This is a genomic window from Burkholderia sp. LMG 13014 (genome assembly GCF_905232215.1).
GTDB lineage: Bacteria > Pseudomonadota > Gammaproteobacteria > Burkholderiales > Burkholderiaceae > Burkholderia.
Window position 1 is genome coordinate 1 of record NZ_CAJNKE010000455.1, and the last position, 4,819, is coordinate 4,819.

4 protein-coding genes are annotated in these 4,819 nt (G+C 63.1%); 2 read left to right on the plus strand and 2 right to left on the minus strand.

What is annotated here, in order from left to right; translation table 11 throughout:
* Both JYJ84_RS28480 and JYJ84_RS28485 read left to right on the plus strand, forming a co-directional pair.
* Window positions 1-309, plus strand: a 309-nt coding sequence (locus tag JYJ84_RS28480; RefSeq protein ID WP_205189768.1) for a hypothetical protein, incomplete at its 5' end; no start/stop codon positions are given.
* 645 nt (window positions 310-954) lie between these two features.
* The gene (locus JYJ84_RS28485; RefSeq protein ID WP_175222477.1) at window positions 955-1,791 is read left to right on the plus strand and encodes a bifunctional allantoicase/(S)-ureidoglycine aminohydrolase; all 837 of its coding nucleotides are present in this window, start codon (window positions 955-957) and stop codon (window positions 1,789-1,791) included.
* Window positions 1,792-2,230: 439 nt separating this feature from the next.
* Here the strand turns inward: JYJ84_RS28485 and JYJ84_RS28490 are convergent, their stop codons facing one another.
* Both JYJ84_RS28490 and JYJ84_RS28495 read right to left on the minus strand, forming a co-directional pair.
* Window positions 2,231-3,283 carry a DUF3466 family protein gene (locus tag JYJ84_RS28490; protein WP_175222478.1) on the minus strand — a complete coding sequence of 351 codons (1,053 nt, stop codon included), beginning with the start codon at window positions 3,281-3,283 and terminating at the stop codon, window positions 2,231-2,233.
* 526 nt (window positions 3,284-3,809) lie between these two features.
* Complete coding sequence (locus tag JYJ84_RS28495) at window positions 3,810-4,604, minus strand: aminoglycoside phosphotransferase family protein (protein WP_175222479.1); 795 nt, start codon at window positions 4,602-4,604, stop codon at window positions 3,810-3,812.
* Between the last annotated feature and the right edge of the window lie 215 nt (window positions 4,605-4,819).

The window sequence follows — 4,819 nt, forward strand, 5'->3', positions numbered from 1 at the left end:
GCTCGTACGAGCGCGATTACGGCGGCCGCGGCGATCGTGGCTATCACCACCGCAAGCATCGTCACCACCGCGACTGGGACTGATCGCCGCTGGCGCGGCACGGTGCGCGACCCGCGCACCGGCGCGCCGACGGCGTCGGCACCCGACGCGAAATTCGGCCCGGCGGCCTGCCGGGCCACCATCGCCGGTCATACCGGTGAACCCTTTCCGGCCTCATCGGCCGCGGCCAGATGCCCGATCGACGGGCCGGCAAGTTTCCCTCCCTGCTGTATTTCCCCGTTTCCCGACTACATCGCCGCTCGCGACTGAATGCGTCCGGGCAGCGTCGATACCGTGCGCGTTTCGTTCGATTCCCGTTGGCCCGTTCTCCGGCCTGACGACGGCTCATGATCGATGCGGTGCAGTTTGCTGGCGTGCATCCGTCGTTGTTTTCCCATCTGCGTAACCAGATGTATCGCGACCGGCGTGCGTGACCGGCATGGCTGCGGTTACTCGCCTGCGCCTCTAGCGTCCCGGCGGACGTGTGCATTACCTCGCTCGTCAGGATTTCCCTGATAGCCAGAGCGTCGCGTCACGCTTCCTCACCGCGTATCGCGGGTGCCCGCCGGTAGTGGGAAATCGAATGGAATCCATCGCAACATTTAATTGGTCGATTGCGAACGACTTCGCTATCGTCGGCAAGGCTCGCGTACGGCATCGCACCGTGCCGCTGGCCGCGCCTCGCCGCATGATCGCGAGCGCCGCGGCCCGGCCGCCGGCTCCACAAGCATGGGCCGCTGCGTCCGATGAACCGGACGAACCCGTCGCGAAGCCTGGCCGACCGAACGAAGGCGCATGCGCCTTCAAGCCACCCCGGCAACGATGTCCCGCCGCCGCATGCGTGCCCCACGCGCGTACGTGCCGCCCGATGCCGTTTGCGTCAGGGGCCGGACCAACCCATTGCCTGGATGCACTATGTCTAAGACAACGTATTACGCGCCGCATGGCGGCCACCCGCCGCAGACCGATCTGCTGACCGATCGCGCGATGTTCACCGAGGCGTACGCGGTGATCCCGAAGGGTGTGATGCGCGACATCGTCACGAGCTGGCTGCCGTTCTGGACGAACACGCGCCTGTGGGTGATCGCCCGCCCGCTGTCGGGTTTCGCGGAAACCTTCTCGCAGTACATCGTCGAAGTGAACCCGGGCGGCGGCAGCGACAAGCCCGAGCAGGACAAGAATGCCGAAGCCGTGCTGTTCGTCGTCGAAGGTGAAGCCGAGCTGACGCTGCAAGGCACGAAGCACGTGCTGAAGCCGGGCGGCTATGCGTTCATTCCGTCGGGCGCGGACTGGACGCTGCACAACGTCAGCGATGCCGCGGTGCGGTTCCACTGGGTGCGCAAGCACTACCAGGCCGTCGACGGCATTCCGCTTCCGGAAGCGTTCGTGACCAACGAGCAGGACGTCGAGCCGATCCCGATGCCGGGCACCAACGGCGCATGGGTGACGACGCGCTTCGTCGACATGAGCGACATGCGCCACGACATGCACGTGAACATCGTGACGTTCGAACCGGGCGGCGTGATTCCGTTCGCTGAAACGCACGTGATGGAGCACGGGTTGTATGTGCTCGAAGGCAAGGCCGTGTATCGCCTGAACCAGGACTGGGTTGAGGTCGAAGCGGGCGACTTTATGTGGCTCCGTGCGTTCTGCCCGCAGGCATGCTATTCGGGTGGTCCTGGTCGCTTCCGTTACCTGCTGTACAAGGATGTGAACCGTCACATGAACCTGTTGCTGAACCCGGCGCGGTAAGCGTCGAGGAAGCAGTTGGATGTGAAAGCCCGCCGGCGGATGCCGGCGGGTTTTTTTTCGGGTTCTTCGTGGGTTGCCGTGGATGTTGCTTGTCGATCCATCACGGCCATTCGAGCCGCCGCACGTTCGACGACCGCTTCCACGGTACAACTGCCACTCGCGGACTCGAAGCGCCCGACTTCCTCGCTACCGCTGGGAGAAAGGCGAGACGCCTCGATCGATAGAGACGACGGCACCCATTGATCCACTGCCGGGCCGTATCAAGGTCGCCTGGCATCCTTCATGTGGTGAAACGAAACGTCACGCCGGCTGCATGCGCGTACGCCACGCTCGACGATAACTCACGTGGCCGAACCCGTTGGCGGATTGCTCGTATTTGGCCAGCGGACGTTGGCCCGACAGCGCCATCCCGAACCAGCACAACGCACGTGTGGCGCCCTCAATGGGCCAGCGTCCAGACGACAGCGTGGCCTGCCCCGTTCGCGGTGTATGCCAGGCCGGACACCTTACCCTCGTTGTCAATGCTCGTCGCATAGCTGTTTGTGCCACCGGGTAGCGTTCCGAGATCACTTATCACGCCGTGGTCATACAAGACGGCGTGGTTGTCACCGCTTGATGTTTGCGAGTAGCCGACTATCTGGCCGCGAGCATTGATACCGCTGGCGCCGCTGTTGTGGCCGCCAGGCAGCGTGCCGAGATCCGTCATCACGCCGTGGTCATACAAAAAAGCATGAGTGTCACCGCTCGCCGTTTGCGATTGGCCAACCACCTGGCCCTGCGCGTTGATATTGTTGGCGAAGCTATTGCCGCCGCCCGGCAGGGTGCCGAGGTCGCTCATCACGCCGTGGTCATACAAAAAAGCGTGATAGTGCCCACTTGCGTTGGTTGCATTGGTTGCGTAGCCAACTACTTGACCACGGTCGTTGATACCAATGGCGGCACTGAAGCCGCCGCCGGGCAGGGTGCCGAGGTCGCTCATCACGCCGTGGTCATACAAAAAAGCGTGCAAGTCACTATTGACGGGATACGCATAGCCGGCCACTTGGCCACGGTCGTTGATGGCCTTCCCGACGCTGTAGTTTCCACCAGGGAAGGTACCGAGGTCGGTCATCACGCCGTTGTCATACAAGAAGGCGTGCAGGTTTCCGCTCGTGACAGTTGCAAAGCCGGCCACCTGGCCGCGATGGTTGATACCGGCGGCGATGCTGTAGTTTCCGCCAGGGAGGGTGCCGAGGTCGTGCATGACGCCGTCGTGATACAAAAAGGCGTGATATTGCTGGTTCGCGGTGAACGCATAGCCGACTACCTCGTCGGGTTCCGTGATGCCGGTGCCGACGCTGAAGGTACCACCAGGCAGGGTGCCAAGATCGGAGATCGTGGCAACCGGCCCGGCTGTCGCCGTGTCGGCGCCAAGCGCCAGCACGGCAGCCATGCTCAGCACGAGGCTCAACCCGTAAATTTTGCTCAAGCGCATGCACGCGGATTTCATCATGAACTCCTAACAATGAGAAGGCCGTCAAGGCAACCAGTGGCATTGGGAACAAGTGGGCTCGATACGCAATGGCCTGCGGAGTCGAATTGGGGGACACGGGCCAAGACAATTGCCAATGTATTGAAGCCAGTCCCGGTTGGATTGTTGGCTCACAAGTCAGGCCGATTTGAGTACGCACGAATCGCACCATGGCCGGTTGGTAACGGATTCAGAAATCCCGCTCTCAAGCGTGCGCGAAAAGCGTTTCATCGACGAAACGCGTCGGATGGAATGCACATGTTCAGTGCGTGATGCGTGGCCGTCGCCTGGAGCCGAATTGGATTCGGTCGATCATCACGCCCCAGGCGTGTCCGGGCGTCGAATTCGCCTGCTGTTAGCCAAACGACCGCTTCCGACGCGAAGCGATCACTCAGATGTCTGACTACCGACAGAGGCGAATACCCGTTCGTGGCCGAGAGCCGTCGGTTTTCCCCTGGAGTTCCTTGTAGATTCGCGATGAATCTGTTTTCACGAGCGATGCGTATTGCTATAGGCCGAGTGCAGTCGCCGCGAGCTTCGCGACCTGCAATCGCGTATCGGGCAGCAGCCCGTCTTCCATCAACCACACCGCCGACAAACCCGACCACGCGAGAATCCACTGCAGCAGCCGGCGGCGGTCAAGCTGCGCCGCATCGACCACGAGCGCGACGCGCCGCTCGAAGCGCACGGGATCGACTGCCATATCGTGCGAGGGATTGCAGAACAGGTTCGCGTAGTCGAACGCGCGATCGCCGCGCAACCCTTTCGGGTCGATCGCGAGCCAGCCACGTTCGCCGAAATGGAGCAGATTGCCGTGATGGATGTCGCCGTGCAGGACGACTTCGTCGACGGGCGGCGCGGCCAGCAGCTGGCGTGCGACCGTCGCCGAGCGATGGAGCACGTCGCTGCCTGACGCATCCGACAGCAGCGCCTGAAACCAGTCGTGCAGCGGCACGACCGAAGGCGGCACCGAAGCACGATGCGCATGCAGCCGCGCGACGACATCACACGCGACGCGCATCGCATCATCGTCGCGCCCCGATGCCGAATAACCGGCCAGCGTCGGCACGGGCCGCGCGCGTTCGAGCAGCACCGCATCGCCGTCGTGCTGCCACACCTGCGCGGTGCCGTGCCCGTTCCACCAGACCATCAATGCATTGCCACGCCGCTCTTCGTCGCAGGTGGCGACCTTCAGCATCGCGGGCCGGCCCTGCCACACGACCGGCAGCAGGCCGCCGCTCGCGGTCAGGATCGGGTTGCCGTCGGGAACGAGGCCCCACGGGCCGAGGTATCGATCGAACATCACGCGATGCTACAGCCGAACCGGATCGAGCGCAGCGCGGTTCTTCCGACCGTGCGTCAAGCGGTCGCAGGTGCGACGCGAACGGCCCCGACACACTTTCCTAAATAAAATTTAGCCAGCCAAACTTTGGCTAAAGAATGTTCCGGTTTCGCGCCATCCCTTCGACAATGCGCGCCTTTCGTGACCAGTCGGTGCCTCTCGCGCACCGGCCGTCG